This window comes from Cellulomonas bogoriensis 69B4 = DSM 16987 (genome assembly GCF_000767165.1).
In the GTDB taxonomy this organism is placed as follows: Bacteria; Actinomycetota; Actinomycetes; order Actinomycetales; family Cellulomonadaceae; genus Actinotalea; species Actinotalea bogoriensis.
Window position 1 is genome coordinate 1 of the sequence record NZ_AXCZ01000313.1, and the last position, 1,601, is coordinate 1,601.

Below are 1,601 nucleotides of genomic sequence, written 5' to 3' on the forward strand. Positions count from 1 at the left end.
GGACACCGACGCGCCGACCACCCTCACCCCCCGACTACACCCTCATCTGCGAAGAGCCGCCAAACCACGCCCGGGGCGCATCGCTCGAGCGCCAGCGCAGCAGCGCGAACTCAGTGCCGCAAGCCGGCATGAGTCACAGCTGACACCCCGTCTTCGAGACGCGCGTCTCACGCTCCGGACAGGATGTAGCCGGACAATAGCCGCCGATACCATCGGGCTCCGCACGCATGGCGGCGACGGCTCCCTGCTCCTTTGCGAATGCGGTCACAGGTGGGCACAGGGGGAGTTGCGGTGATTCTGACAGGCGAGGAGATCGTCCGGGCGGTCAATTCGGGCGAGATTGTTATCGAACCATTCACGATCGACCACGTGAACCCGAACAGCTACAACTTCCGCCTCGGGGAGAAGCTGCGCGTCTACGACACGGACCTGCTCGACCTCCGGCAGCCGAATGCCTACCGCGAGCTGACGATCGGCCCCGAGGGCTTCGTCCTCGAGCCGGGGCGCCTGTACCTGGCGCACACGGTCGAGCGTCTCGGCGGCGCCGTGTACGCGCCGACCTTCGCGGCGCGGTCGTCGGTGGCACGCCTCGGCATGTTCATCAACCTCTCGGCGTGCCTCGGCGACATCGGCTTCGTCGGTCAGTGGACGCTGCAGCTGTTCACCGCGCACCGCGTGCGCGTCTACGCCGGCATGCCCATCGGGCAGATGATGTGGTGGAAGAGGCACGGAGACGTGGACCTGTACTCGGGCAAGTACCAGGGCTCGACGGGCCCGCGCACGAGCGACATCCACCTGGACCACCGCCGCACCGACGCGCTCGCGACGTTCCCCCGCCTGCGCAGCGACGTCGACCCCGCCGACGTCGGTCCCAAGTTCGCGACGCTGTCGCGCCTCGCCCACCACCTGCCCGTACCCGACGCGTTCGCGGTGCCGAGCTCCGTGCTGAACCGGTCGATCGACCCGGCCGTCCGCAATCGGCTCGAGCACTCCATGCGCGACCTCCGCGCGACCGTCGGAGCCTTCCTGCACGAGTCGACCCGCGAGATCGCCGAGGCCGTGGCGGGCTACCGGCTCGACGCCGCGACCCGTGAGCTGCTCGCCGTCCGTGTCGAGGAGCTGCGGGCGTCGGCGCCGCACAGCCGTCTCGCGGTCCGCTCGTCCGGTCTCGAGGAGGACGGGGCGCAGTCCAGCCTCGCCGGTGTGCACCGCTCGGTACTGGGCCTGGCCGACACCGAGGCCGTCGTGGAGGCGGTCGAGGAGGCGTGGCGGTCGTGGTTCGAGCTGCCCGCGCTGCTGTCCCGCGTGCGCACCGGCAACTTCGACGCGACGCCGAGGCTCGCGTTGTTCGTCCAGCTCATGGTCCAGCCGACCCTCGCGGGCGTCGCCTTCACCGAGCCGGCCGGCGACGGCCCGGCGCGCGTCGTCGTCGAGCACGTCGACGGCCTCGCCGACGGGCTCGTCGCGGGCGTCGACGTCGGCGCCGGCTACAGCACGGACACCCCGCTCCCCGACGACGTCCTCGGCCTGCAGCTCGGCGCGGTCGTCGACCTCCTGCGCGACGTACGCCGACTCGAGGGCCACGAGGTGGACGTCGAGTG

General features: G+C 70.8%; 1 protein-coding gene. It reads left to right on the top strand.

Annotated elements, in window-relative coordinates; all coding sequences use genetic code 11:
- Nucleotides 1-291 precede the first annotated feature (291 nt).
- On the top strand, nt 292-1,601 hold a 1,310-nt coding region (locus N869_RS18050), incomplete at its 3' end, for a dCTP deaminase domain-containing protein (protein WP_035062974.1).